A 26,639-nucleotide genomic window follows, 5' to 3' on the forward strand; every position below is an offset into this window, starting at 1 on the left:
GCCATGAAACAAATTATAATCGACGCCAATCTAATGGTTCTCCTTGTCGTGGGATTGACTAATCCTGATCTTATTGAGAGGCATAAACGCACAAGAAAAGTTTTTCAGAAAGAAGATTTAGATTTGTTAAAAAAAGTCCTGTCTGGTTTCGATCAAATTCTTTTAACACCTCACATTCTAACCGAGACTTCGAACCTTGTCTCACAAATAGGGGAACCTGCGATTTCCCAGGTAAGAATCACTTTATCCAAATTGTTGCAGTCTATTGAGGAGACCTTTGATCCTAGTGTTGAAGTTGTCAAGCATCAATCATATGTAAGGCTTGGATTAACAGACTGTTCTATTTTGAGATTAATGGGGAAAAGTGTGACCTTATTAACAGCAGATTTAAGTTTATTTTTAGATGCAGCCAAAAGCAATCCTAATGCCATCAATTTTAATTACCTGCGCCAAGAAAGACTTATGGATTTCACCGGTTAAAACCAGCGTTTTTCTAATACAGCATCTAGGTTTTCTAGTAAAAGTCTAAGCCGGAGGAGTTTTAGGGTCAAGTCTTGCAGTGCCACACTAATAGAACTCCTGATTTACAGTTGTTTCCCTGCAAGATTTTTTCGCCAAATGATCCGAAATGAATTATGGGAGAGGGATCGCTGAAGAAGTTGCCACGGAAACCAGTGGACCAGGATACACACCTAGGACCACGACACCGGCGACGGCAAAGGCGAGGACCACTGTGGCTGTTGGCGAAAGCGCGAGACGGGTTTCGCCTTCCTGTTCGGATGAGGGTTCGCGCATGTACATGACCATGACGACGCGTAGGTAGTAAAACGCAGAGACGGCTGCAAAGACCAGCCCTACGACAGCCAACCATGTGAGACCAGCATTGACCGCAGCCATAAAGAGATAAAACTTTCCAATAAACCCTGCGGTGGGCGGAATGCCGGCCAACGACACCATAAATAGCATCATGAGAAAGGCTGCGCCTTTGTGGCGTTTGGCAAGGCCGGTGAAATCATCCAACTCTTCGCCTTCCAACCCTCCCCGCCGTAAAATCGCTACCATGGCGAATGCGCCTATGGTCATAAACGAGTAAATGGCTAAGTACAACATGATACTCGTCACGCCAGCAGAAGCCACGCCAGCTCCGGTGCCCATCCACCCGGCTACGACCACGCCGATTAACGCATAGCCCGCATGGGCAATACTCGAATAGGCCAACATCCGTTTGATGTTGTTCTGGACGATCGCCACAATATTCCCCAAAATCAGCGTGAGGACACACATGCCTAAGATCAGCCCGCTCCAATTCGGTTTGACCCCGCCAAAGCCTTCGAGCAAGACACGTAGGAATGCCGCAAAGCTGGCGGCTTTGGACGCAACGGCCATAAATGCCGTGACCGTTGTCGGAGATCCTTGATACACATCCGGTGTCCACATGTGAAAGGGTACCGCCGCCACTTTAAAAGCAAACCCGGCAATGATGAGCATCAGGGCAATGAGGACCAATGGATCGTTGAGCCCTCGTTCAGCGACGGCCGCAGCGATATCAATGAGTCGTGTACTACCGGCGGCACCAAAGGTCAGCGAAATCCCATACAATAGAAGGCCCGAAGAAAAGGCTCCCAAGATAAAATACTTGGCCGAGGCCTCAATGGACTTGGCTTCGAAGCGTTTGAACCCCGCCATGATATAGAGGGAGATCGACATGAGTTCGATGCCTAAATAGATCACCAAGAGATCAGAGCCAGAAACCATGATCATCATGCCCGTGAGAGAAAGCATGATGAACCCATAGAACTCTGCGAGGTCGATTCTCTCTTCTTTGAGATATCCAATCGACAACAGAATGGTCAGGCCGCTCACCACATATAAGAGCAACTTCCAAAACGAGGCATAGGAATCGACCATCACCAAGTCGCTAAAGGCAAAGGTCTTGTCGCCCATTCCTACTGCGGTGACAAAAAAGCAGACTACCAGGGTGCCCACACACATCCAGGCAAGAATATCTTTTTTTGCCTGAGGCATGATGGGATCAAGCACGAACAGTAGGCAGGCGGCGAAGACCACGAGCAATTCGGGCAGGATAGTGGCCAGATCGGCTAGAGGAATACTCATTGAACCAGGGCCTCCCGACCGGAATCCGGAGACACAGATTCAGACAGCACCAACGTGGTGGGAATGTTTGGGGCTGGCATTTCCACGGTCATGACTTTGACTTCTTGCTGGATGAGGTTATCCACGGTGGCATGCATCACATCGAGGAGCGGTTTGGGGTACAACCCAATCAAGAACACAAACAACACCAGAGGAACCAACATCCCCCATTCACGAAGATTTAAATCTGAAAGTTTCGAGGCCATCTGTTGCGACGGCTGTCCATATACCACACGCTGTAACATCCACAGGATGTACGCTGCTGCGAGAATCACGCCAAGCGCCGCGAACGTGGCGGTTATTTTGCTCCACATGAACGTTCCCACCAACACGAAAAATTCACCAACAAAACTATTCATCCCTGGCAGCCCAACGGAGGACAGGGAAAAAATGACCAAAAACGTCGCATAGCAAGGCATGGGTTTGGCGAGACCCGAGTTATCGACAATCTCACGGCTATGGGTTCGCTCATAAATAATGCCCACGCACATAAACAGCCCACCGGTGGTAATGCCGTGATTCACCATTTGCAAAATCGCACCCTCAATTCCCTGTGCATTCATCGCAAAAATCCCAAGCGTCACAAACCCCATGTGACTGACACTGGAATAGGCAATGAGTTTCTTCAGGTCGGACTGCGCAAAGGCCATATAGGCCCCATAGATAATCGCAATCACCGACAAGGTCATAATGATCGGGGTAAAGGAGAGCGAGGCATCAGGCAGCATGGGCAAAGAAAATCGGAGAAAGCCATAGGTGCCCATCTTGAGCAACACACTAGCAAGAATAATACTGCCGGCCGTCGGCGCTTCCACATGAGCATCCGGCAACCATGTGTGAAACGGAAACATCGGCACCTTGACGGCAAACGCCGCAAAGAACGCCCAGAACAACCAGGCCTGTAAGGTGGGTGAATAGGCCGATTGGCTGAGCGATAATATATCGAACGTGTTTTCTCCTGAACTAAAGAAGAGCACGATGATCGCCACCAACAGCAACACGCTCCCCGCCAATGTATAAAGGAAAAACTTGATTGCGGCATAGACCCGGTTTGGCCCGCCCCACACCCCAATCAACAGATACATGGGAATGAGCATGGTTTCCCAGAAGATGTAAAACAACACGAAATCTAATGACACAAACACACCAACGGTAGCCGTCTCCATCACCAGCAGGCTGATCATGAATTCGCGCACCCGCGTGCTAATCGACGTCCAGGACACCAAAATACAGAGGGGCGTCAGAAATGTGGTAAGCAGCACGAGCGGCAAGCTAATGCCGTCGATCCCAACGGCATAGTGAATGGATGGCGAGGCAATCCATTGATGCTTCTCCACAAACTGCATGGCAGGCGTGGATTCATTGAACATGATCCACAACGGCAATGAGGCGAGAAGGACGACCAAGGAGGCACCCAGACCAATCCACTTCGCCATCTCTTCTTTAGCCAAAAGAATCGCTGCCACTCCCAAGAGTGGGAGAAAGACGACTAACGTGATCCAGGGGAATCCGCCTGAGGAAACAGTCATGTCAGTGATAAAACTCCAGAAAAAAATTCTTCAGCGATTTTCTTTCAACAATGGGTGAACCATCACTCAGCAATCTTCAAATGGAAATCTAGAAGAACACGTAGGCCGTGAGGATCAGCACTGCACCCACGGTCATACCCAACGCATAGTTTTGCGTCTCACCCGTTTGAATGAATCGTGCCATCCATCCCCACCAGGCAAACCCACGCGCCACACCATTCACCGCGTTATCGATGATGGCGATATCAACCTTCTTCCACATTTGGTCCGCGATTTTAAACGTGGGGTTCACAAACACTTTGTCATAGCCCTCATCCACGTACCATTTATTGAGTGAAGCTTGATACAGAGTTTGCCATTGAGTCATCAGCCGATCCGGAATGTCTGGCGATTTCACATAGAAGAGATATGCCATTCCAATACCAGTCAGCCCCGCGAGTGTCGCCATAACCATGATGCCCATGGCCGCTGGTCCATGATGCCCCTCGCCCTCGCTTCCGGGGAAAGCATGTTGAAGAAACTCTGGGATGCCAATGTATCCAGTGACAATGCTCAACACCGCCAACACCAACAAGGGTACGGTGACGACCTTGCTGGGTTCATGAATATGGCTCGCATGAGCCGGGTCCACACGCGATTCTCCCCAGAACGTGACAAAGACTAAACGGAAGCTATAAAACGCCGTCATCCCGGCAGTGATCACTCCCAATACGGTGAGCACTTGACCCAGTGAACCAGCATTCCACGCCGACAAGAGCAACTCGTCCTTGCTAAAAAATCCTGCGGTGAGGGGAAACCCTGCTAAAGCCAAGGACCCGATCATAAACGTCCAATACGTGACGGGCAGTTTGTCCTTGAGGCCACCCATGTGACGCATATCCTGCTCATGATGCACTGCCAAAATCACTGACCCACAACCCAAGAACAACAGAGCCTTGAATGCGCCATGTGTCAGCAAGTGATAAATGCCTGCAACATATCCGCCTAGGCCACAGGCCATCATCATGTAGCCGAGTTGGCTCAATGTGGAATAGGCCACGACCCGTTTTATATCCGTTTGCGTTAACGCAATCGTCGCCCCGACGATCATGGTGAGGCCTCCGACCACAGCCACCACATCCATCGCCACGGGAGATAGGTTGTAAAGCGGCGCCAGCCTGGCCACCATGAACACCCCAGCCGTCACCATAGTCGCCGCATGAATGAGCGCGGAAATCGGCGTAGGCCCTTCCATGGCATCGGGCAACCAGACGTGTAACGGCACTTGTGCGGACTTCCCCACAGCTCCGACAAACAGGAGCAAACAGATCAATGTCATGGCCGACACTTCCCAGCCGCCACCAAGGGCCCCCATTAAATCAATCGTCGCCTCAGCCTGAGACGCGGCCCCTGTCAACACCGGCTGATATTGAAGCGTGCCAAATATGACAAACACCAACAAAATGCCAAGCATGAATCCGAAATCGCCGACACGATTTACCAGGAAGGCTTTGGTGGCGGCAGCCCGCGCCGAAGGCCGTTCATACCAGTGACCGATAAGTAAATAGGAACACAGCCCGACCGCTTCCCAAAACACAAACAACTGAAGGAAGTTATCGGACATCACCAGCATGAGCATCGAAAAGGTAAACAGCGCGATATTACCGAAAAACCGGGCGTACCCTGGCTCACCATGCATGTACCCCATTGTATAGATATGGACGAGTCCACTCACGATGGTCACGAGCATAAGCATCGCCGCGCTGAGCTGATCAACGTACAATCCGATTTGAATGGTCAGGTCACCTGAAGATGCCCAGGTATAGAGTGGAATTTCCAACACATGGCCACTAGCTACTTCTGAAAAAGCCATCAAGGACAACAGGAACGACAGCCACACTGCCGGAACCGCAATCAGATGTGCTCGATCCTTCAGTTGATGACCGAACAACCCAATGATGATAAACGCCAAGAGTGGAAGGAGTGGAATGAGTGCGTAGAGCATCAACTTACCATTTCAACAAACTGAAATCATCGACATTGATACTCTCATGGTGCCGATACAGCGCAATGATAATGGCGAGACCGACAGCGACTTCTGCGGCAGCCACAGTCAGCGCAAAAAAGACAAAGACTTGCCCCGCGAGGTTTCCTAAATACGAAGAAAAGGCCACGAAGTTGATATTGGTGGCATTAAGCATCAGCTCAATCGACAAGAGAATGATAATGATATTCCGACGAACGAGTACGCCCACGAGTCCAATCAGAAACACCACGCCACTTAGGGCCAGATAAAATTCCACCGGAACGTTCATTAGGCCTTGGGCTCCATAATTCCTTTTTTCGTTAGGATGATGGCTCCAACCATGGCCACCAACAAAATCAGGGACGCGATTTCAAATGGAAAGAGATAGGTAGAATATAAAATCTCACCGATGGATTCGGTGTTGCCCACCGATGCCCCTGCTTCACCAGAGACTCCGGTCGTCGGTGTCGCCACGGAAAATCCTTGGCTCATTCCCAGCAATACGGCTTCCGTCAACAAGACCAAGCCCAGGAACATTGCCACGGTCCCCTGCTTATTGAATTGCTCATCGCGCTTGACATTCAAAAGCATCACGACAAAAAGATACAGCACCAATATCGCTCCGGCATAGACAATGATTTGGATTGCCGCGAGAAATTCCGCATGCAGGGTGACATACAAACCGGCCACATGAAAAAACATGACCAGGAGGGAGAGGGCACTATAAATGGGATTCCGGAGCGCTACGACCAACGACGCCGTCAACACAATCACTCCGGCAAAATAGAAAAAAATTACCGTTCCCAACGAATCGTCCTTTTACACCGATCCCCCTTCAGTTCCCTCCGATGCACTTGGCCCAGCAAAAGGAAATACGGGAGAAGTTAATTAGAATTCTTTCTCGGGAATATCTTTGAACGAGACGTTGAAGTACGCAACGTTCGGATGCTGAAATTCCAAGCGTTTTTCTTTGACGGGGAAGGCTCGGTCCCCAATGGCTAACAGCTGTTCTTTATTCAGTTGCAAGTTTCGTTTGTCATACACCGCCCATTCATATTCCTGGGTCATCCCCAACGCATCAACTGGGCAAGCTTGGACACACATCCCGCAAAATAGGCACCGGGTCATGTCCATATAGTATTCTTTGGCAAAGCGCTTCGTGGGTTCCCCCGGCACTTCCGCGCTCACCACACGAATGACTCGAGAAGGGCAGGCCGCCTCGCACAAATCACACCCCACACATTTCTCCGTGTCATCATCGTACTTCAGCAACGCCAACATGCCACGGTAATTACTCGGTAGCGGCTTCTTGATATGCGGGTATTCCAACGTGATTGGCCGATACCTGAGTAAATGCTGCATGGTCTGCTTCATTCCAATCAGGATTTCGTAAAAAATCAGCGTTTTGAGCCACTCTTTAATTTTCATCGAGTTTCGGCCTTATCCTTAGTTCGGGAAAATGTATGCCATGATGGACGTGATGACGATATTGCCCAAGGCAATCGGCAAGAGCACTTTCCATCCAAACCGCATCAGTTGGTCATAACGTAGTCGCGGCAACGTGGCGCGAATCCAGAAAAAGAAAAACAGGAAAAAATATACTTTTGCGGCAAACCAGAAAATTCCCGTAATCCAGGCATAATCGCCGGGAGCCTGTAAAAACGAAAACGGGGCATGCCACCCTCCGAAGAAAAGCACCGTGGCCATACAGGACACGAGAATCATATTGGCGTATTCCGCCAGAAAGAAGAAAGCAAACCGCATGCCGCTGTATTCAGTAAAGAAGCCAGCTACGAGTTCACTTTCGGCTTCGGGCAAATCGAACGGCACTCGGTTTGTTTCAGCAATGGACGAAATCAAAAACACCACAAAGGCGATGATTTGCGGAAAGGGCAATGGTGCAAATGCATACCAATGCCAAAACCCGCCAGCCTGGGATTCCGTGATTTGCACTAAACTCAGACTGCCTGCCAACAACAACACGCCAACGATGGACAGACCCACATTTAATTCATAACTGATTAATTGTGCCGCGGATCGCAACCCACCTAACAAAGAATATTTACTGTTTGATGCCCATCCACCTAAAATAATTCCGTAAGCCCCGATTGAGGCAAAGGCTAGGATATACAATACCCCAATATTAATATCGCTTATCACAAAAGGCTTAAATTCAACTCCAAAGAATTCCACGGTCCAATTAGGACCAAAAGGAATCACCGCGAATCCAATCAGCGCTGGTACCAGCACTAAGACCGGAGCCATGCTAAACATGATCTTGTTGGCACCCGCTGGGATGATATCTTCCTTGAAAAAGAGTTTGAGCCCATCAGCTACCGGCTGCAAAATGCCATAAGGCCCAACTTCCATGGGCCCCATGCGGTCTTGCATCCAACTGAGCACCTTGCGCTCCAATAGGGTGAGTACGGCCACAGTCAATAACACCAGGCCCATGACTACACCGATTTGCGACAACGTGAGCGCCAATCTTATAGCGACTTCATTCACGGGTCTTCTCCTTCAATAAGCTTGTCCTCAATGTATGTCTCAGCAACATGTCAGTCTTCGATGCGAATGAATGAAATCTAGCTCACCCGTGCAACATGCACTTCTGTGGTCTTCCAGCATGGCACATGATTGCGTTCATCAATGGTCAGGTGAAAGAGCCGACGAATTTCTTGATCGAAATGTTCAGGAAACCATGCCACGCCTACCGGAATCCGATCAACCAGCTTCACCGAAACCGTCACCTCTCCCTGCTCATTTGATAGGCACACACGAGCCCCATCCTCTACACCAATCCGATTTGCATCCATCGGATTCAAACTGAGCATTCCAGTCTCCTGGATTTCGAGGAGCCCTTTGGATCGTGTGCTGAATTTTCCTGAATGATACATCGATTGCCCGAGCACCAAGGTCATTATCCCTTCGCCGGTCAAAGCCTTCTGAGGGCGCGCATATCGAAGGTGGACATCTTCCTGAAACCCTTGGCGAAGGTAATGGTCCACGACATCCGAATTCACACGATGGGGCTTTGACGATGGTCCTAATAAAGCATATTGAGGAATGATTCCTCGAATCTCCTTAAAAATTTCCTTGACCTCGGCATATTCCATGGGTGTATCCATCACCACGGATAGCGCCGAAAAAATTTCCCAGTCCGGCAGGCTTTCACCAAGGGGCTCAATGGAATTGCGTACCGGTTGCACATGACCTTCGCTATTCGTAAACGTCCCATCTTTTTCCACAGCCGAAGAGGCCGGAAAGATCACGTGAGCCCTTTTCGCCGTCTCGGTCATGTACAGTTCTTGGCAGACCAGGAACTCTAGAGAATCAAGGGCTTCAGATATCCTGGCATCAGAAGGCAAGGATTCAACTGGATTTTCGCCAACGATAAACATCGCTTTGAGACTTCCCTGCCTCGCTTGGTCAAACATTTCCATCATAGTCGCCCCGGGGGTCGCCGGCAGACTCAAACCCCAAATCTTTGCCAATGCGGTTTTGGCCGAGTCATTACCCACCCGTGAAGGACCAGGGAAATAATCTGCCACCACACCCATTTCAAGAGCACCCTGCTCATTGTTTTCTTCCGCCAGCACTCCCAAGCCGGATCCTTGATCGCCATGATGGCCTGTCAGAATCAAGAGGTCCAACAGGTTCGTCACAATGCCTTCTCCGCCAAGGGAACGAAGCACGCCCTGCCCGGCTAGCACCACCAAGCGTTCCGCTTGACTCAAGGTTTGAGACGCCGCATGAAAATGATCCGCACCCAACCCCGTTGCTTGCTCTATTTCTTGCCAGGAAATCTTTTCAACTTCGGCAATCACCGTCCGGCAAAACTCCGGAGCCTTTCCGGATACCCGTTCATTAATCAAATTCTGCTCAGCAAGCGATTTAATCAATCCAAGTACCGCGGCATCAAAATGCCCCGGGAGCACTGTCAAATGATGAGTCGCCAATGTCGTAATATTGCTAATGGTTGAAAACGCGGGGACGGCAGTTTCCAGTGTAATCAGTTTGGCGCCGTGACGCTTGATGGCCTGCTTCACTTTCAACCCGGTAATGGGATTAGACTCGGTGATACTCGTGCCAACTAACAACACCGTATCGGCATTGACGATATCCTCAAAGGTGATGGCCCATCGATGCGTCCCTTGAATTCGCTGAAGGGCTTTGACGCCATTGATATAGCCATACCGAGCACTGCTATCGATATGATTGGTGCCGATCACGCCACGCATGAATTTCTGAAAGGCATATAACTCTTCATTCGTACACCGGGCCGTGATGAGTCCGCCGATTGCATCGGCCCCATGCATAGTCTTCACCCGAGTCAATCCTTCGGCAGCACAATCGAGGGCTTCTTCCCATGTGACAGTGGCGAAAGATCCATCTGCTTGTCGTATGAGCGGACTTTTCAACCGGTCGGGATGGACGTTCGCATGGTACCCAAAATATCCCTTCGCACAGAGATCGCCATCGTTACGGCCCGCTCCCAATGTGGAATTCACTTCAATGAGATCTTGATTTTTTCGCTGCACGGTCATTTGGCAACCATCACCACAAAAATTACAGATGGTCTCCGACCGTTTGAGCATCCAGGGACGGAAATCATACATCGACAATCGACTGGTGATGGCCCCCACGGGACAAATCTGAATGCATCCGCCACAGAAATCACATTCGAGTTCGTTTCCAGCCCAATGAGAGATTTTCGTCAAGGTCCCACGTCCCACAGGCGCCAACGCCTTGGCATCCATCACTTCATCACAATACCGCACGCACCGCATACAGGACACGCACCGATTCATTTGGGTTTCAATAACCGGGCTCAGATATTCCTTGGGGAACACCCGCTTCAGCTCCGTGAAACGACTCATGGTGGGTGTGTATTCATGGGAGAAGTCTTGCAAATCGCACCGTCCGCCTTGATCGCACACCGGGCAGTCCAGCGGGTGGTTACCGAGTAACAGTTCGAGGACAGACTTTCGAGCGGTCTCCACATGAGGGACGGAGGAACGCACCACCATGCCATCGGCCACTCGCGTACTACAGGACGTCTGAAGTTTTGGAGTTTTTTCGATTTCGACGAGGCACATCCGACAATTGGCATCGGGCTCGAGCTTCGGGTGATAACAGAAGTGCGGGATCATCACACCGACCTGACGAGCCGCCTCAATCACCAGAGTACCCTCAGGCACTTTTGCAGAAATCCCATCCACGGTGATGGTGACCATTTTTTGGATTGGAGTCGTCGCCATAAATTTCCAAACGCCTATAAGCTGAGGACTGGAATTTCTCTCTCTTTTCTTGTCGCCCGAATCACTTCCGCCTCGGCAATGAGAGTTTCATATTCATCTCGCCAGTATTTCAACGTGCTCTGTACGGGAGCAATTTCCGCATCACCAAACGCGCATACCGTTCGCCCGCCGATGTTCGAACAAATTTCCGTGAGGGTATCGAGATCACTCGGCCGACCTTGTTTATTCTGAATTCTTTGAAGAATTTGGACGATCCACGAACTCCCCTCTCTGCAAGGCGTACACTTGCCGCAGGATTCATGGTAGAAAAATTCCATGAGTCGCAACGCGGCCCACACCATGCTGGTTCCTTCCTCCATCACGGTCACGCCTCCGGACCCTGACATGGATCCGGCCATAGCTACGGATTCGAAATCCATCTGCACATCAATGTGGTCCGGTGTCAAGAACGGCGCCGAGGCCCCTCCAGGAATAAAGGATTTCATCGGCTTGTCCGATCGCATGCCCCCGCCTAGGTCCATGATTAAATCCCGAAATGTGGCATCCACCGGGAGTTCATAATTCCCTGGATTCTTTACATGCCCGCTCAAACAAAAAACTCGGGTCCCCGTACTTTTGGGAGGCACACCAATGGACGCAAACCATTCAGGCCCATGATTCACGATATGAGGGATGTTCGCCAAGGTTTCCACATTATTGACCACAGTCGGCTTTTGATAGAGTCCATGCGTGGCAGGGAAAGGTGGTTTAACCCGAGGCTTGCCGCGCTTGCCTTCTAACGATTCGAGCAGGGCTGTTTCCTCACCGCAAATATACGCCCCGGCTCCAGCATGTACATAAAGATTAATCGTCACGCCACTGCCATAAATGTTCGAACCTAAATGACCAGCCTGCTTGGCCTCTTCGATGGCCTTCTCCAACACTTTGGCACCAAAGCGAAATTCCCCGCGGATATAGATGTACCCCGTTTCGGCACCGATGGCGTAACAAGTAATGGCCATCCCCTCTAATACTTGGTGCGGATCGCGCTCCATCAGTTGCCGATCTTTAAATGTGCCTGGCTCACTTTCGTCTGCATTACAGCACAAGTATTTTGGCCCAGGATGACCTTTGGGAAGAAAACTCCATTTCACCCCCGTGGGAAATCCTGCCCCGCCGCGACCACGAAGGCCCGACTTCTTAACCATCTCCACAATATCGTTTTGAGGGACGCCGGCTAACACCTTCTTGAAAGCCTGATACCCTCCCGCGGCTTCGTAATCTTGAAGCGAGCCGGTATAGGCCGGATTGCTCATATTTTTCGTGAGAATTTTTTCAAAGGGTTTCATAATGTTTCGGTCATCCCGGTTCAGGCACCATAAACGGTCCGGTTTTGAGCGGACAGTCCCCCGTCTGTTTTAAGTCGTCCAAAATCTTACCGACTTTTTCTTCCGTCAATCGTTCGTAATAATCATCATTAACTTGCATCATCGGGCCTGTCCCGCATGAGCCAAGGCATTCCACGGCACTCAGCGTGAACATTTTATCTGGGGTGGTTTGGCCCACGGAAATACCTAAATGTTGTTGCAACCATTCGATTAAATTATCCGCTCGAACCAAGGCGCACATGAGCGACCGACATACTTGAATGTGAAACTTTCCAATGGGTTTGAGATTCAGCATCGTGTAAAACGTGGCGGTCTCAAACACCTGAGGAGGAGTCAGATCTAATATCTTCGCGATTTCCCTCATGGCCGATTGACTCACGTACCCCTCTTCCTTCTGAGCAAGGTTCAGCAACGGCAACAAGGCGGAACGCTTGATCGGATACCGCCCAAGAAGGTCATCAATGTAGTCTTTGTGTTTTTCCAGCAACATTCTTTCACCCGTCGCTCGTCGCTAGTTACTGGTCGCTCGTGTTTTTACGAGAAACAAGCCCCGAGCAACGAGACACAATTTTCTACCGATCGCATTCCCCCATGACAATATCGTAGGTTCCAAAAATCGTAATAATGTCAGAAATTAAATACCCCCGCGCCATGAAATCAAACGCCCCCATATGCACAAACGACGGCGAGCGGATTTTCAGTCGATAGGGTCTCGGCCCGCCATCACTAATGAGAAAAAATCCTAGCTCTCCTTTTGGAACTTCAGTGGCGCAATAGGTTTCTCCTTTGGGTGGCTTGAATCCCTGGGTAAAAATAATGAAATGGTGAATCAGGCTTTCCATGTCACGCATGACTTTCGGCTTTGGCGGCGGAATCACTTTCGGAAGGTCCGCGATAATCGGGCCTTCAGGCATTTGCTCCAAACATTGCTCAATGATTCGCGCACTTTGCCGCATTTCCTCTACCCGAATCCAATACCGGTCATAGGTATCACCGTCCTTGCCCACCGGCACATCCCACTCGACTCGATCATACACACCATAGGGCTCAAGCTTTCGAACGTCGTAGGCAACCCCTGAACCACGAAGGGATGGTCCCGTAAGCCCAAAATTTATCGCATCTTCTCCTGAAATGACGGCCACGCCTTTGGTGCGAGATAACCAAATACGATTGTTTTGAAGAAGAATATCATATTCTTTCATATGCTCCGGAAAAGTTTTTAAAAATCCTTTTAGCGAGTCGATGAGTTCTGGAGTCAAATCACTATCGACCCCACCGATTCGAAAATAATTCAAGGTCAACCGGGCGCCACAGAGTTTCTCGAACATGTCCAATAAAACTTCCCGCTCGCGAAATGTCCAAAAGAACACCGTCATTGCGCCGATATCCAACGCTTGCGTGCCTAACCAAAACAAATGGCCAATGATGCGTTGCATTTCCGCGACTATCGTTCGCACATATTCCGCCCGTTCAGGAATCGTCACGCCCACCAATTTCTCTACAGCCCGCACGTAGGCGTAGTTATTGGTCATGGCACAGGTATAATCCAGCCGATCGGTATGGGGAATGACCTGCATGTAATGCAAACCTTCGGCTAACTTTTCCACACCACGGTGCAGATATCCCATATCAGGGATAGCCTTGGACACACGCTCGCCATCAAGTTCCAGCACCACTCGCAACACGCCATGCGTACTCGGATGTTGAGGGCCCATATTTAACAACATTTCGGTTTTACGTTTGGAACTTCCTGGAGCATCTCCCGCCATGAACATATGCCGTTGATCATCTGGAATATCACCTTCAGACCATTCACTCTCCGGCTCATCCAAGCGAGGCAAAAATTCAAAACGGCTCCGCCACCCCTTACCCTCCGCCGGAAAGTCTTTTCGTAGTGGGTGGCCCTCATCATAATCCTCAGGCAACAGAATGCGACGAAGATCGGGGTGTCCCTCGAAACGAATACCCATGAGATCATAGACTTCACGTTCAAGGAAATCCGCGCCTTTCCACACAGGCGTTACGGTGCCAATGACGGGGTCATCTTCCGTCACTCGCGCTTTCAGTCGAATTCGGGTGCGATGGGGCAACGACAAGAAATGATAAATCACCTCGAAGCGCTCAGAATCGTCGGGATAATCGGCAGAACAAATATCTGTAATATGGTCAAAGGCCATTCCGGGATCGTCATGGAGAAATCGCGCGACTTCAAGGATATCCTTCGCCCGTACTTTGGCGGACAAATCTCCTCGTTTTTTGTCTTCACTCACAGACAAAACCGCAGAGGGAAATTTGGCTTGTAATGTTTCGAGTACGCGATGCATAAATTTTGTGATTGATTATTTCACAAATACTTTTTGTTGCTGAATCTTCTCTTGGAGTTTGATGAGCCCATCGATTAAGGCTTCTGGCCGTGGAGGACAGCCTGCAATGTACACATCGACCGGCACTATCTGATCCACGCCCTGCACCACGCTATAACTATTGTAGTGATTCCCCGATGTCGCACAGGACCCCATGGAAATTACATAGCGAGGTTCAGCCATTTGGTCATAAATCCGTCGAATCACCGGCGCCATTTTCCGGCAGACGGTTCCAGCTACAATCATGACATCGGATTGGCGCGGTGAGGCACGAAACACCCCAGCGCCAAATCGATCGATGTCATATCGAGAAGACACCGACGCAATCATCTCAATGGCACAACAGGCTAATCCAAACGTCATAGGCCACAACGCCGATTTTCTCGCCCAATTGGTCAATGCATCCAAAGTGGTCGTGACCACATTCGCTTCAAACTGTCGTTCAAGAACACTCATTATTTTTGTCCTTCGTATCTCGTCGCTCGCACCTCGTTTTGGGGAATTTTTATTCTTCCATTCGCATTTCGTCTTTGTACGAAATACGCGTCACGAAATACGAGATACGTAATTAGTCCCATTCCAAGGCACCTTTCTTCCAGGCATACCAAAAGCCGACGACAAGAATGGCGATAAACAATCCCATTTCAATCAAGCCCAACAGCCCAAGCTTCTTAAAGACCACCGCCCACGGGAACATGAAAACAATTTCAATATCAAAAATGACGAACAGCATCGCGATAATGTAATACCTCATGGGAAATTGAATCCGCGCATCGGAAAACAGGGGGCTTCCGCTTTCATACGGGAGTAACTTGGCGCGGTAAGGATGACTCGGTCTGACCAACCACCCTACCACCAGGGAGACAAGACCAAAGGCCAGCCCAATCATGGCAAAAATGGCAATCGGAATATAATTTAATGGTACGGCTTCAGAACCCATGAGTCGTTGTCCCTGGCTGTTAGTTATTCCAGAAAAATCGAAACCCTACGTCCCGCATCCCACGGGGATTAACACCCCATCAAAAAATGGCCGATGCCGAAGAGCCTGAAGGGTGGAGATCTCCACGCCTTTATGTTGGATAAGCACCTTAAAGGTCGTTCCCATTCCCTGAGGGCGCAACAACTCAATGGCCCCCTTCACCTCCGGGGATTCTTGGTCATACCCTGAAATTATTTCATCAATGCCAAGACTCATGAGGAAATGGATCAGGTTCGTGAAGCCAGTCAGCGTCAGCCCGGTTTTTTCTCCTACCTGTGCCAGGTTGGAAAAATTCACATGGGCCGTCATGTCTTGTTCACCTATCCGTTCATACGGATTGGTGGTCACCGTATGCCGGTAATAACACATGAGAGTGCCTTCGTTCCGCTGAGGAGAAAAATAGTCTTGGCTGGTATGTCCATAATCGATGGTCAAGACAACTCCGGCGTGTAACACCCGCACTACTTCCTGCATCCATTCCACCGCATTCACATTGATTTCGGTAGTCATTCCCACCGGCAATGTCGACTCGCAAGCTTTGAGCACCTTCAACAAGTCATCCGTCGATGGCTCGTCGAGGTACTCGACAAATTGACCATCGACAAGATCAACATAGATTTCCTTCAAACCTTCGGGCTCCATTCGAACTCGGTGAACCGGAAAGGCATCGACCAATTCATTTGATAAGAAGACCCCGACCAGGGATTCATCCTTGAGGTTATTCAGGTGTGATACCCATGTCACTTTTTTGTTGATATGAGAATGGCCTTCCACTGCCTGCTTTTGAACGGTTTGCAGAAAGGGGCTTCGCTCGATAAGGATAATGGACAGCCTGGCATACAGATCAGAATCGACCTTCTTGATTTCGTCGAGGATATCCTTGATTAACCGCCCCTCACCCGGCCCCATTTCGAGCAGAGTGAAATCCGAGGGGTGCCCAAGCCGACCGTCGATTTCTTGTAATTGCCGAACCAGGATTTGTGCTAAAAGAGGAGAGACACAGGGCGCGGTGTAAAAATCTCCGCCCGCCATGCCAATAGGGAATCCGGGGCGTCCACTTTGCCCTGGACTACTGCCAGTCGTGTAATACCCATATTCGCTATCGTATAAGGCCATTTCCATAAAATTGGCAAAGGTGATCGGATGACCAATTTCACGAATATGAGATGCAATCTTTTGTGATAATGGTGTTGCCATATATCCCAAAAACTAAGAGTCTTGACACAAAAAACCCCATAGGACCCAAGACATCTAGGCCCAATAGGCCAAAGGAAGCATACCTTAGCTTCCACCCTAAGGGTTAGTCAAGGGATATAGGAAGGTAAACTAGCAGAAATGTGAGAGAAAATGGCCATCACAGAATCCCAATTTTCGGAAAACTTTGCAGAACTCAGATTAATGAGAGGACTGAAAAAGCGAACTACTCGACTGTAACGCTTTTGGCAAGATTGCGTGGTTTGTCGACATCGATGTCGCGCAAGACGGCAATGTGGTAAGCCAACAACTGAAGAGCCACGGTAAACGGGATAGGCGACAGCAAGGCATGGGCACTCGGAATCGTAAAGACGAAATCGGCTAACGCCCCAAGTTCCCGTTCACCTTCACTGACAAAGGCAATGACTGGGGCGCTACGGGCTTTGACTTCCATCAGATTATTGACGGTTTTATCATATAACCGGTCACGCGGGGCCAAGACGACCACCGGCATCTCCTCATCAATCAATGCAATCGGGCCATGCTTCATTTCACCCGCCGCATACCCTTCGGCATGAATATAAGAAATTTCCTTAAGTTTTAACGCGCCTTCCAGTGCGATAGGATAATTAATACCTCGACCCAAATAGAGAAAATTGCGGTGTTGGTAGAACCGTTTCGCCATGGAAAGAATTTCCGCTTCTCTTTTGATGACATGTTCGACTTGAGCGGGCAGCGTCATGAATTGGTCCAACCACCATCGCCCATCGTCCATACTCAATACTTGCCGCACTCGTCCAATATGCAAGGCCAAAAGGTATAAGGCAATAACTTGCCCTGTGAAGGCCTTGGTTGAGGCCACGCTAATTTCAGGACCACATCGGGTGTAAATCACTCCATTGGACTCACGAGCCAAGGTACTACCCACAACATTCACGATGGACAACACTCGGGCCCCTAATCGTTTGGCTTCCCGGGCTGCCGCCAAGGTATCGGCCGTTTCGCCAGACTGTGAGATGGCGATGAATAAATCGCCTTCCTGCACCATCGGTTCTCGGTAGCGAAACTCGGAGCCAATGTCCACCTGAACGGGTTTACGAATGAGCTCTTCGAATAAATATTTTCCCACGAGCCCCGCATGCCATGATGTTCCGCAGGCCACGATCCAAATCCGCTTGGCGTTGTACAGTTCTTCGGAAGTCATGGATAAATCTGGCAAATCTGCCTCCCCGGAATCATAGCTAAATCGACCGCTCAGTGTATCTAGAATGACTTGGGGCTGTTCATGGATTTCCTTGAGCATGAAGTGGGGATAGCCCCCTTTTTCTGCTGCATCGGCATTCCAATTGACCAACACGGTTTCTCGATTGGCGAGACGGCCTTCGGCTCCAGTAATTTCCACGCCTAAAGGCGTAAGTACGCCAATATCACCATCTTCCAAATAAATGACTTCCCTTGTGTGGGTCAGTAATGGGGTAACATCAGAGGCCAGATAGGATGCTTTTTCACCTGTTCCAATGACCAAGGGACATCCCGATCTGGCAGCCACAAGGGTTTCTGGCTCGGTCATGCATAATCCTGCTATCGCATAACTGCCGTGGAGCTCTCGAATGGTAGATCGGAAAGCATGCTGCAAGGAACGACCGTCTTTCATATGGAAGGCTAGGAAGTGGGCAATTACCTCGGTATCGGTTTCGGATTCAAAATGGTACCCCTCTGCCTGCAACCGTTGCCGAAGGGTCAAATAATTTTCAATGATGCCGTTATGGACAATGACCACATTGCCAGAACGATGAGGGTGTGCATTTTGCTCAGAGGGTTTTCCGTGAGTGGCCCATCGGGTATGGCCAATACCCACATTCCCAATGAGGTGTTCTTTCTCCAAGGACTTTTCAAGGTTGATTAGTTTCCCAACACTTCGCCGGACTTCGATTTGCCCATGCCGCAACACGGCGATTCCCGCGGAATCATAACCCCGATATTCCAGCCGCTTTAGTCCATCAACCAGCACAGACGTGGCGTTTTGATCTCCAATATATCCGATAATTCCACACATAATAGTTTAAGTGTCCAAGTTCACTGCATATTTCGGAAGATTCATCAAAAATCTAAAGCAACTGCCACCAATCACAGGTGGTTTTTATTGAGTCTTCTTTGTGGGAGGCTTGGAAGTTCGCTTAGGGGATGGTGATGACGTTTTTTTAGTAACACTTGCTTTGTCTGTTGCATACATGGCACGACGGCGGGCCGCCCATCCCTCACGATTCACTTGCTCAGACCGTGAGAGGGCCAACGCCTCAGCGGGAACATCTTTGGTCACGGTCGCTCCTGCCCCCACAACGGCACCCTTCCCAATGGTTACCGGGGCAACTAAACTGGAATCACTCCCAATAAATACCCCATCTTCAATGACTGTTCGCTCCTTTTTGTATCCATCATAGTTGCAGGTAATCGTCCCGGCTCCAATGTTGACATTTTTTCCAATGGTGGCATCACCTAAATATGAAAGATGATTGGCTTTTGATCCCTCACCCAATTCTACATTTTTTAATTCAACAAAATTCCCAACCTTGGCTTTACTCCGAACGGTGGCCCCTGGCCGAAGCCGTGCAAACGGACCAATGGTCGCCCCTTGTTCCACCAGGGCGCCCTCAAGAATTGAACTGTCCTCAATAATGACCCTGTCTCCAATCACACTATTCGAGACGCGCGAATGGGAACGAATCACCGATTCACATCCAATTTTGCTGTTACCTTCGATCGTCACACCTGGATACAACACTGTGTCTTGACCAATTTCAACATTGTCATCGATGAGGGTCGTGTTGGGATCAATCATGGTCACCCCAGCCTCCAACAATTGCGAACGAATCCGCTGACGCATGACCTGCTCCACAAACGACAAATGTTCCCGGCTATTCACCCCAAAGCATTCAGCCGAATCCATGGTTTTCATTCCACTCACGCGGAGCCCTTGGGACACTGCTATACCAATGATATCCGTAAGATAGTACTCTCCTTGGGCATTGTTGGGCTTCAATTTCTCTAGAGCCTTAAACAAAAAATCGGTACTGACTACATAGGTCCCAACATTGACTTCTTGGTTAGTCCTTTCTTCCGGTGAGGCATCTTTATCTTCAACAACTTTGACCACTAGCCCCTCGGCTCGGCGCATCACCCGCCCATAGCCTTGAGGATCGGTCAACTCTGTGGTGAGAATGGTCACAACGGCTTGGGTATCCCGATGATGGGCAAGAAGCCGTTCTACGGTCGCCTTGGTTAACAAAGGCGTATCCCCATTGAGGATCAGACATAACTCCGCCGCCGATTTCCCTTTGGGCATGAGCACCGATTTCGCCTGTTGGACCGCATGGCCAGTGCCCAATTGCTTCGATTGGAAGGCAATATCCAGAGGATCGAGAGTTTTTTTCTCTTGTTCAAGGTAGGCTTTCACCTGATCGCCTTGATGACCCACAACCACCACGACACTCCCATCGGACACCTGTCGCGCCAAGGAGGCCATATACCACACCATGGGCCGCCCGGCCACAGGGTGTAAGACTTTGGCTTTCTTAGACCGCATTCGCTTTCCCAAGCCAGCGGCCATGACAATGGCAGAGATTCGTTTCATTTGGAATTTTGCTACCAGAGGTGGTGAAAAACAGATCGGTTTCTCATTACCCAGTCTTTACCCCCACTCGTTCACCAGAAACTGGGTGCCCCTTTTCCGGAGCAATTGTTGGCACGCCCATGGTTTTTCCGGAGGAATAGAGCCCCCCGGATACGATCAGTTTCATGGCTTCTTCCACACTCATATCCACTGATTCAACTTCCCGCTCCGGCACCAGCAGAAAGTATCCAGATGTAGGATTCGGGGAGGTTGGCACATAAACATGCACAAGCGGTTCGGGGGCCAATTTCTGGACCTCGTCTCGGGTTTCCCCTGTGACAAAAGCCAAGACATAATTGCCATCTTTGGGAAATTGAATCATCACGACTTTATTGTATTTTTCACGTTGTTTGAAGGATAGAATATCCATCATGGATTTCAGTGTCGCATAGATGCCACGAACAATCGGGACTCGATCGAGAATCTCCTCCCAACGTTTGACGAGACGCCCCCCAAGAAAATTGGTGGCCATCATTCCGGCGAGGAATATTAAAAGAACTAAGGTCAGGATCCCTAGCCCGGGCACGTAGTAATCCTCTGTCACGATATCCGCCAGCATATTGCCTAGTATGCTGTCTACCGTGACAAACAAGGTCTTCAGTACAAGGACCGTTCCCCAAATCGGGGTAATGACCAGCAACCCGGTTAAAAAATACCGTTTAATCGTGACGCTAAACATTTAAAGCTACACCTACAGCCATTCTCGCATGTTACAAGCAAGAACAAATTGCTTCAAGCCTTTTTCTTGAGATTTTCAACAACTTAGATTACGATGCCCTCCGTGAACAGCCGGGTGAAGAAGGGACGCACATCGAAGCCATCACCCATCCGACATGGGGGGCTGTTTATCTCTTTTGAAGGAATTGAGGGGAGCGGAAAGTCCACGCAATGCCAGGTCTTAGCCCAATTTCTTAAAGACTCCGGATTCCGTGTAATAGAAACCCGTGAACCTGGAGGTACCTCGATTGCCGAACATATTCGAGACCTTTTTCTTCAGACTAAAACTACCCCCGGAGAGTCGTTGACTCCTGAGACTGAGGCGTCCCTCGTATTTGCCGCCAGGAGCCAACATGTGGCCTCTCTTCTTCTACCCGCGCTCCAGAATGGTGAGGTGGTGTTGTGCGATCGTTTTTCCGACTCCACCCTGGCATACCAAGGGTATGGCCGTGGCCTGAACATTTCCAAGCTCCAGGGGTATAACCGTTTCATCACTCAGGGGTTGACTCCCGACATGACGTTTTTGTTTGATCTTCCTGTACAACAAGGACTAGCTCGGCGACGAAAAGGCCCCAATCAAAATCGAATTGACCAGGAAGCCCTGGCCTTTCATGCTCGTGTAAGAAATGGATTTTTAGAGCTTGCTCGGAAATATCCCCGGCGAATTACCATTATCAATGCTCATCGTTCGGCGACAGCCATTTCTCATCAAATTCAGACATTGATGGAGCCGGTACTCAAACGACGTTTAAGGAATAACAAATTTCAAAATTCACCTAGATGAACGGGAAACCTACAGATGACCTTACACCATTGAATACTGTAGCTGCGCCATCTCATGGCGCCTCTGCCATGCATGGGAGGCAGCATGAGATGCTGCAGCTACCAGGGATTTCTTCAATGTTCACACCAAAAATCTTGAAAGAGAAATATCGCTATGCCTTTTGCTGATGTGATAGGGCACGAAGGGCCCAAACGAAAACTTCGCACAGCGTTAGCCAACGAAACGATTGGCCATGCATATCTCTTTGTTGGAGAAGATGGTGTGGGCAAACAGCTCATGGCCATACGATTTTCGCAAGCGCTCTGTTGCGAATTACCTCCGGCTACCGGCCAGTCTGATTCTTGCGGACAATGCCGCGCCTGTGTGCAGATCGCCTCAGAAAGCTATCCAGATTTCTTGATGATTCGCCCGGAAGAGGATAAAGCCAATCCCCAGATAAAAATTGATCAAATTCGCGAAGTCGAACGGCACATGATGTACCGGCCTTTGTTCAGTTCACGAAAAATCTGCGTCATCAATGATGCCGACCGCCTGACATCCAGCGCCGCTAATGCTTTTCTCAAAACCCTTGAGGATCCACCGGAGCACTGCCTATTTATATTGGTCACGAGTCATCCCATGAAATTACTGGCCACGGTGCGCTCTCGCTGCCTAACCCTTCGATTTTTTCCGGCATCCTCTTCTCAAGTTCAAGGAGCACTCGCTCTCAAGCAAGCCGCACCGGAAGATGATGCCAAATTTCTTTCCCAGGTGTCGGGAAATCGTATTGGGGTCGCGTTACAAGCAGAGGTCGCTCAGGTTCGAGAACATTATCTTCAATTTTTTGAACTCTGCCGCGATCACACCTTGGCTAGCACGACCGAGGTCTTGAACCTAGCCGAACAATTTTCAAAATCCGGGCCCTGCTCAGACATGGTGGTCTGGCTTTCCTATGGTTTGCGAGATCTCCTGTTGGCCAGCATTGGGGCTCCCGAACGGTTATGGCTGCATCACTCACAACGAGCTCGGATACAACAACTGATTGAGGACATCGCCCCTGACGAGTTATTCGATTTATGTGATGCCCTGTATTCCTTAGAGCAAGCGCCAAACAGAAATCTCAATTCACAACTCGTACTCGAAAATTTTCTGATTCGCTTCCAACAGGTCATTCATCGCCATGCGGCCTGAGCCACACCTTTCCCGTTGAGCCTTCGATCACACCATGAGTGACACGTTTTACATCACCACACCCATTTATTACGTAAACGACGTTCCACATATTGGACATGCGTATACGACCATTGCCGCTGATGTTCTGGCACGATACCACCGCCTACGCGGCCATGATGTCTTTTTCCTGGCTGGCCTCGATGAACATGGGCAAAAAGTTCAGCAGGCCGCGGCCAAAGCTGGAATATCACCGCAAGCACATTGCGATCGCCTCACCCCACAATTTCAAAATTTGTGGAAGAAACTGGACATTTCGAATGACGGCTTTATTCGCACGACTGACGCTTCCCATCAAACCGTGGTCCAACGATTTTTACAACAACTCTTCGACCAGCAATTGATTTATCGCGCTGAGTATACCGGCTGGTATTGCACCTTTGATGAACGGTTTTGGACTGAAAAAGATGTGGAAGGTGGTCTTTGCCCTGACTGCCATCGTCCGGTCGAACAACTGAGCGAAAGTAATTACTTTTTCAAGATGAGCCAATACCAACAACGGCTGCTGGAACATATTGATGCCAATCCCAATTTTATCCGACCAGAGTCTCGCCGGAATGAAGTGCTGGGATTTTTGCAGAAGCCCCTCGAAGATCTGTCGATTTCCCGACCAAAGTCTCGACTGTCTTGGGGTATTGAACTGCCGTTTGATAACGACTATGTGACCTATGTGTGGTTTGACGCCTTAGTCAATTATGTGTCGGGGTTAGAGTACTTGCCAACCACCCCGGCGATGGATCGCTTTTGGCCAGCCTCAGTTCACCTCGTCGGCAAGGACATTTTGACAACTCACGCCGTCTACTGGTCGACCATGCTCATGGCATTGGACCTTCCCTTACCTCAAACAATTTTCGCCCATGGCTGGTGGACCGTTGAAGGAGAAAAGATGTCGAAAAGTCGTGGAAACGTCATTGACCCCTACGCCATGGTCGATACATTTGGCGTGGACGCTTTTCGATACTTCGTCTTACGTGAAGTGCCCTTTGGTCAAGATGGTGATTTTTCAGTTGAATCGTTTTGTGGTCGCGTGAATAGTGATTTGGCGAACGGGATCGGAAATTTGTTAAGTCGAACGGTGACCCTCATTCAACGATCTTACGAGGGGAAGATTCCAGCTTCTGATTCTACTGAGACCACCGACTTCGATTCCGAACTTCAAGCCACTGCCGAAGCGCTGATCCGAGACAAGCTTCCCCTCCACCTCAGACCAGACCGGTTGGAATTTAACCGGGCCCTCGAATCGATTTGGGGACTGGTCCAATTGGGCAATCAATACATCGACAAAACTGCACCCTGGGTTCTCGCGAAAGATCTTGAGAAGAGGAATCGTCTAAACACGGTCTTATATCATGCTGCGGAAACGTTACGTTATCTCTCTATGGCCGTCTACCCCTTCATGCCGAAAACCGCCGAGGACATGTCCAGCCAATTGGGACTTCAGATTGATTTTTCTATCCCAGTCCTTGCCTCCACCCTAAGATGGGGCGCCACGGCACCCGGGGCTGCAGTCCAAAAAGGTCCATCCTTATTCCCCCGTATTGACCCCGCAGTCATTGCCAAACAAGGAGTCACCGTGAGTACTGAATCGACAGCACCATCATTGCCAAAAGATACAGGGCACACCTCAAATATTCCTGCTTCTTCAGAAAGCACTTCGACTTCTCCAAACATAGGACCACAAATCACAATCGAGGACTTCCAAAAAATTCAATTGAAGGTCGCGAAGGTCCTCAGTGCCGAAAGAGTTCCAAAGTCTAACAAGCTCCTGAAGCTCCAAGTAGATCTTGGGGCCGAACAACGCCAGATTGTCGCTGGCATTGGGAAAAAATATGCCCCCGAAGATGTGATCGGCAAATCCATTGTGGTCGTGGCAAACCTCCAGCCTGCAAAACTCATGGGCGTGGAATCGCAAGGAATGGTATTAGCAGCCGGCGGGAAAGAAGTTTTGGGATTGGTGACGATTGGAGAGAACGACATTGAACCTGGAACGCAGGTCAGGTAGGTTTCTGAATTTCTAGTACCAAACGCAAAACCATAAGAGAACTTATTGCAGAGGACAAGAGCATGTCGCTATTAGAAAAAATTACCGACCGCTCGGCGGTAATAGGAATTGTGGGGCTTGGGTATGTTGGCCTACCTCTGGCGGTGCTCCAAACCAAAACTGGGTATCGCGTGATTGGAATTGATGAAAACCCTCAAAAAGTCGACCAGGTCAACAAAGGTAAAAGTTATATCGGCGATGTATCAGATAAGGATCTCGCTCAAGCCGTTGGGTCGAAACGTTTCTCAGCTTCCACCGATCTTGAGCTCATCGCCAAATGTGATGTGGTTCTCATTTGTGTTCCAACTCCCTTGACCCTAAACAAAGAGCCAGATATTCGCGCCATTGTTAAAGTCACTAAAGCCATTGCCCAGCATGCCCACCCTAACATGCTGGTAGTATTGGAGAGCACTTCCTATCCGGGAACTACCGAAGAGGTGATTTTGCCGAAGTTGACCAAAAAGGGACTAAAGGTTGGAATCAATCTTTATGTGGCGTTTTCTCCAGAGCGGGTCGACCCTGGGAATTCCACTTTCCAAACGCAAAATACCTTTAAATTGGTCGGAGGGGTAACCCCGGCCTGTTGTGAGATTGCAAAAACATTCTATGAGCAATCCATTGTCAAAATTTTCCCTACGACCTCAACCCGAGTTGCCGAGATGACCAAGGTATTTGAAAACGTTTTTCGTTCCGTCAATATTGCCTTGGTGAACGAACTCGCTGTTCTTTGCGATAGGATGGGCATTAATGTGTTTGAGGTTATTGATGCTGCCGCCACAAAAAATTTCGGCTTTATGCCGTTTTACCCAGGGCCGGGTGTCGGAGGGCATTGCATCCCATTAGATCCTTATTACTTGGCCTGGAAATCCAAAGAATACGACCTGCACACACGTTTTATTGAGTTGGCTGGGGAGATCAACGAGGGTATGCCTTACTTCGTGGTGACAAAGCTTCAACGGATTCTAAACCAAAGAAAGAAATGTTTGAATGGAGCATCGATCCTTGTCTTGGGTGTAACCTATAAGGCCGACACTGGAGACCCCAGACAATCGCCAGCAACCAAAGTCATGGAATTATTACAAGACGAAGGAGCCAAACTTTCCTATGTCGACCCCTTTGCTCAACGAATAACATTGGGGAACGTAGAATATAGCACAAAGAAAATCACCCCTACCTTGTTCGACGAATGTGATTGCGCCCTCATTCTTACCGCACATTCTTGCTTTGATTACGACATGATCATTAAACAAGCCCCTCTGGTCTTTGATACACGAAATGGAACTCGGCATAATAAGAATGAGGCAAAGAACGTTATTCTTCTTTAGCGTATTCCATCAGAAATCCCTTATCATCTCCCAATTCTGCG

22 protein-coding genes are annotated in these 26,639 nt (G+C 49.4%); 5 read left to right on the forward strand and 17 right to left on the reverse strand.

All coding sequences use genetic code 11. The features are described 5' to 3' along the window. Positions 1-3: 3 nt before the first annotated feature. Positions 4-480 carry a PIN domain-containing protein gene (locus PPG34_RS04645; protein ID WP_313831975.1) on the forward strand — a complete coding sequence of 159 codons (477 nt, stop codon included), beginning with the start codon at positions 4-6 and terminating at the stop codon, positions 478-480. 153 nt (positions 481-633) lie between these two features. Here the strand turns inward: PPG34_RS04645 and PPG34_RS04650 are convergent, their stop codons facing one another. The 17 genes from PPG34_RS04650 to PPG34_RS04730 all read right to left on the reverse strand — a co-directional run bounded on the left by PPG34_RS04650 (position 634) and on the right by PPG34_RS04730 (position 21,201). Then, on the reverse strand, positions 634-2,115 hold the full coding sequence (locus PPG34_RS04650) for an NADH-quinone oxidoreductase subunit N (protein WP_313831976.1): 1,482 nt from the start codon (positions 2,113-2,115) through the stop codon (positions 634-636). Beyond that, positions 2,112-3,683 (reverse strand): NADH-quinone oxidoreductase subunit M, encoded by a 1,572-nt coding sequence (locus PPG34_RS04655; RefSeq protein WP_313831977.1) that lies wholly within the window; start codon positions 3,681-3,683, stop codon positions 2,112-2,114. The genes PPG34_RS04650 and PPG34_RS04655 overlap by 4 nt, the downstream gene beginning before the upstream one ends. Before the next feature lie 88 nt (positions 3,684-3,771). Next, a complete protein-coding gene (nuoL, locus tag PPG34_RS04660; RefSeq protein ID WP_313831978.1) occupies positions 3,772-5,667 on the reverse strand; it encodes an NADH-quinone oxidoreductase subunit L in 1,896 nt (631 codons plus the stop codon). A 4-nt stretch (positions 5,668-5,671) separates the two neighbouring features. Continuing rightward, positions 5,672-5,977, reverse strand: a complete 306-nt coding sequence (gene nuoK, locus PPG34_RS04665) for an NADH-quinone oxidoreductase subunit NuoK (protein WP_313831979.1) — start codon at positions 5,975-5,977, stop codon at positions 5,672-5,674. Then, positions 5,977-6,495 carry an NADH-quinone oxidoreductase subunit J gene (locus PPG34_RS04670; protein ID WP_313831980.1) on the reverse strand — a complete coding sequence of 173 codons (519 nt, stop codon included), beginning with the start codon at positions 6,493-6,495 and terminating at the stop codon, positions 5,977-5,979. Before PPG34_RS04670 ends, nuoK begins: the two co-directional genes overlap by 1 nt. A gap of 81 nt (positions 6,496-6,576) precedes the next feature. Then, positions 6,577-7,116 carry an NADH-quinone oxidoreductase subunit NuoI gene (nuoI, locus tag PPG34_RS04675; RefSeq protein ID WP_313831981.1) on the reverse strand — a complete coding sequence of 180 codons (540 nt, stop codon included), beginning with the start codon at positions 7,114-7,116 and terminating at the stop codon, positions 6,577-6,579. An 18-nt stretch (positions 7,117-7,134) separates the two neighbouring features. Then, complete coding sequence (nuoH, locus tag PPG34_RS04680; RefSeq protein ID WP_313831982.1) at positions 7,135-8,196, reverse strand: NADH-quinone oxidoreductase subunit NuoH; 1,062 nt, start codon at positions 8,194-8,196, stop codon at positions 7,135-7,137. Between the two features lie 77 nt (positions 8,197-8,273). Beyond that, the gene (gene nuoG, locus PPG34_RS04685; protein WP_313831983.1) at positions 8,274-10,949 is read right to left on the reverse strand and encodes an NADH-quinone oxidoreductase subunit NuoG; all 2,676 of its coding nucleotides are present in this window, start codon (positions 10,947-10,949) and stop codon (positions 8,274-8,276) included. Between the two features lie 14 nt (positions 10,950-10,963). Continuing rightward, the gene (nuoF, locus tag PPG34_RS04690) at positions 10,964-12,277 is read right to left on the reverse strand and encodes an NADH-quinone oxidoreductase subunit NuoF (RefSeq protein ID WP_313831984.1); all 1,314 of its coding nucleotides are present in this window, start codon (positions 12,275-12,277) and stop codon (positions 10,964-10,966) included. Positions 12,278-12,287: 10 nt separating this feature from the next. Continuing rightward, the gene (gene nuoE / locus PPG34_RS04695; protein WP_313831985.1) at positions 12,288-12,806 is read right to left on the reverse strand and encodes an NADH-quinone oxidoreductase subunit NuoE; all 519 of its coding nucleotides are present in this window, start codon (positions 12,804-12,806) and stop codon (positions 12,288-12,290) included. An 82-nt stretch (positions 12,807-12,888) separates the two neighbouring features. Continuing rightward, complete coding sequence (gene nuoD, locus PPG34_RS04700; protein WP_313831986.1) at positions 12,889-14,640, reverse strand: NADH dehydrogenase (quinone) subunit D; 1,752 nt, start codon at positions 14,638-14,640, stop codon at positions 12,889-12,891. 15 nt (positions 14,641-14,655) lie between these two features. After that, positions 14,656-15,135: an NADH-quinone oxidoreductase subunit B gene (locus PPG34_RS04705; protein ID WP_313831987.1), complete on the reverse strand. Its 480-nt coding sequence runs from the start codon at positions 15,133-15,135 to the stop codon at positions 14,656-14,658. 112 nt (positions 15,136-15,247) lie between these two features. Continuing rightward, a complete protein-coding gene (locus tag PPG34_RS04710; RefSeq protein ID WP_313831988.1) occupies positions 15,248-15,619 on the reverse strand; it encodes an NADH-quinone oxidoreductase subunit A in 372 nt (123 codons plus the stop codon). 45 nt (positions 15,620-15,664) lie between these two features. Continuing rightward, positions 15,665-16,855, reverse strand: coding sequence for a class I SAM-dependent methyltransferase (locus PPG34_RS04715; protein ID WP_313831989.1), 1,191 nt, complete (start codon positions 16,853-16,855; stop codon positions 15,665-15,667). A 223-nt stretch (positions 16,856-17,078) separates the two neighbouring features. Continuing rightward, on the reverse strand, positions 17,079-18,908 hold the full coding sequence (gene glmS / locus PPG34_RS04720; protein WP_313831990.1) for a glutamine--fructose-6-phosphate transaminase (isomerizing): 1,830 nt from the start codon (positions 18,906-18,908) through the stop codon (positions 17,079-17,081). 84 nt (positions 18,909-18,992) lie between these two features. Continuing rightward, on the reverse strand, positions 18,993-20,483 hold the full coding sequence (gene glmU, locus PPG34_RS04725; protein ID WP_313831991.1) for a bifunctional UDP-N-acetylglucosamine diphosphorylase/glucosamine-1-phosphate N-acetyltransferase GlmU: 1,491 nt from the start codon (positions 20,481-20,483) through the stop codon (positions 18,993-18,995). 46 nt (positions 20,484-20,529) lie between these two features. Next, on the reverse strand, positions 20,530-21,201 hold the full coding sequence (locus tag PPG34_RS04730; RefSeq protein ID WP_313831992.1) for a DUF502 domain-containing protein: 672 nt from the start codon (positions 21,199-21,201) through the stop codon (positions 20,530-20,532). 102 nt (positions 21,202-21,303) lie between these two features. Between PPG34_RS04730 and tmk the strand changes: the two genes are divergently transcribed. The 4 genes from tmk to PPG34_RS04750 all read left to right on the forward strand — a co-directional run bounded on the left by tmk (position 21,304) and on the right by PPG34_RS04750 (position 26,598). Continuing rightward, a complete protein-coding gene (gene tmk / locus PPG34_RS04735; RefSeq protein WP_313831993.1) occupies positions 21,304-22,023 on the forward strand; it encodes a dTMP kinase in 720 nt (239 codons plus the stop codon). Between the two features lie 153 nt (positions 22,024-22,176). Beyond that, the gene (gene holB, locus PPG34_RS04740; protein WP_313831994.1) at positions 22,177-23,193 is read left to right on the forward strand and encodes a DNA polymerase III subunit delta'; all 1,017 of its coding nucleotides are present in this window, start codon (positions 22,177-22,179) and stop codon (positions 23,191-23,193) included. A 34-nt stretch (positions 23,194-23,227) separates the two neighbouring features. After that, the gene (metG, locus tag PPG34_RS04745; RefSeq protein ID WP_313831995.1) at positions 23,228-25,234 is read left to right on the forward strand and encodes a methionine--tRNA ligase; all 2,007 of its coding nucleotides are present in this window, start codon (positions 23,228-23,230) and stop codon (positions 25,232-25,234) included. A 62-nt stretch (positions 25,235-25,296) separates the two neighbouring features. Beyond that, positions 25,297-26,598, forward strand: coding sequence for a nucleotide sugar dehydrogenase (locus PPG34_RS04750; RefSeq protein ID WP_313831996.1), 1,302 nt, complete (start codon positions 25,297-25,299; stop codon positions 26,596-26,598). Positions 26,599-26,639 lie beyond the last annotated feature (41 nt).

Source organism: Candidatus Nitronereus thalassa (genome assembly GCF_032191465.1).
Taxonomy (GTDB): Bacteria; Nitrospirota; Nitrospiria; order Nitrospirales; family UBA8639; genus Nitronereus; species Nitronereus thalassa.

Coding starts and splice junctions, on each gene's coding strand:
- metG (WP_313831995.1), top strand. CDS start 23,228: ATGAGTGACACGTTTTACATCACCACACCCATTTATTACGTAAACGAC.
- holB (WP_313831994.1), top strand. CDS start 22,177: ATGCCTTTTGCTGATGTGATAGGGCACGAAGGGCCCAAACGAAAACTT.
- PPG34_RS04750 (WP_313831996.1), top strand. CDS start 25,297: ATGTCGCTATTAGAAAAAATTACCGACCGCTCGGCGGTAATAGGAATT.
- PPG34_RS04655 (WP_313831977.1), bottom strand. CDS start 3,683: ATGACTGTTTCCTCAGGCGGATTCCCCTGGATCACGTTAGTCGTCTTT.
- nuoL (WP_313831978.1), bottom strand. CDS start 5,667: ATGCTCTACGCACTCATTCCACTCCTTCCACTCTTGGCGTTTATCATC.
- nuoF (WP_313831984.1), bottom strand. CDS start 12,277: ATGAAACCCTTTGAAAAAATTCTCACGAAAAATATGAGCAATCCGGCC.
- glmU (WP_313831991.1), bottom strand. CDS start 20,483: ATGAAACGAATCTCTGCCATTGTCATGGCCGCTGGCTTGGGAAAGCGA.
- PPG34_RS04710 (WP_313831988.1), bottom strand. CDS start 15,619: ATGGGTTCTGAAGCCGTACCATTAAATTATATTCCGATTGCCATTTTT.
- nuoD (WP_313831986.1), bottom strand. CDS start 14,640: ATGCATCGCGTACTCGAAACATTACAAGCCAAATTTCCCTCTGCGGTT.
- PPG34_RS04645 (WP_313831975.1), top strand. CDS start 4: ATGAAACAAATTATAATCGACGCCAATCTAATGGTTCTCCTTGTCGTG.
- PPG34_RS04705 (WP_313831987.1), bottom strand. CDS start 15,135: ATGAGTGTTCTTGAACGACAGTTTGAAGCGAATGTGGTCACGACCACT.
- PPG34_RS04730 (WP_313831992.1), bottom strand. CDS start 21,201: ATGTTTAGCGTCACGATTAAACGGTATTTTTTAACCGGGTTGCTGGTC.
- PPG34_RS04715 (WP_313831989.1), bottom strand. CDS start 16,855: ATGGCAACACCATTATCACAAAAGATTGCATCTCATATTCGTGAAATT.
- nuoE (WP_313831985.1), bottom strand. CDS start 12,806: ATGTTGCTGGAAAAACACAAAGACTACATTGATGACCTTCTTGGGCGG.
- nuoI (WP_313831981.1), bottom strand. CDS start 7,116: ATGAAAATTAAAGAGTGGCTCAAAACGCTGATTTTTTACGAAATCCTG.
- glmS (WP_313831990.1), bottom strand. CDS start 18,908: ATGTGTGGAATTATCGGATATATTGGAGATCAAAACGCCACGTCTGTG.
- PPG34_RS04650 (WP_313831976.1), bottom strand. CDS start 2,115: ATGAGTATTCCTCTAGCCGATCTGGCCACTATCCTGCCCGAATTGCTC.
- nuoG (WP_313831983.1), bottom strand. CDS start 10,949: ATGGCGACGACTCCAATCCAAAAAATGGTCACCATCACCGTGGATGGG.
- nuoK (WP_313831979.1), bottom strand. CDS start 5,977: ATGAACGTTCCGGTGGAATTTTATCTGGCCCTAAGTGGCGTGGTGTTT.